1 pseudogene (cut by a window edge) is annotated in these 283 nt (G+C 64.7%); it reads left to right on the top strand.

Features of this window, described 5'->3' with window-relative positions:
* Nucleotides 1-283, top strand: a pseudogene (locus JNK74_29750) (DUF3419 family protein) (it extends 268 nt beyond the left edge of the window).

Here is a 283-nt window from a genome sequence, read left to right as displayed (position 1 = left end):
TGCTGGAATTGAAGATCGCCGGCATTCGCCATCTCGGTTTCGACGATTTCTTCGCCCTCTTCGGCAGCGGCTTCCACCCCGACGCCCGGCGACTCTACCGCCAGCATCTGCGCGGCGACCTCTCCCCCTTTGCCCGGGCCTACTGGGACCGCCGCATCGAATGGTTCAGCAGCCGCCACGGCAGCTTCTATTTCCATGGCCTGGCCGGCTTTGTCGCCCGCAGCTTCCGGACCTATTTCCGCCTGCGGCCCGAACTGGCCCGGCAAATCTTCACGCTGCTGGA

The sequence above is a fragment of the Candidatus Hydrogenedentota bacterium genome (assembly GCA_016791475.1).
Taxonomy (GTDB): domain Bacteria; phylum Hydrogenedentota; class Hydrogenedentia; order Hydrogenedentales; family JAEUWI01; genus JAEUWI01.
Note: the sequence above shows the minus strand (reverse complement) of the source record. Positions and strands in the feature narration are given on the sequence as shown.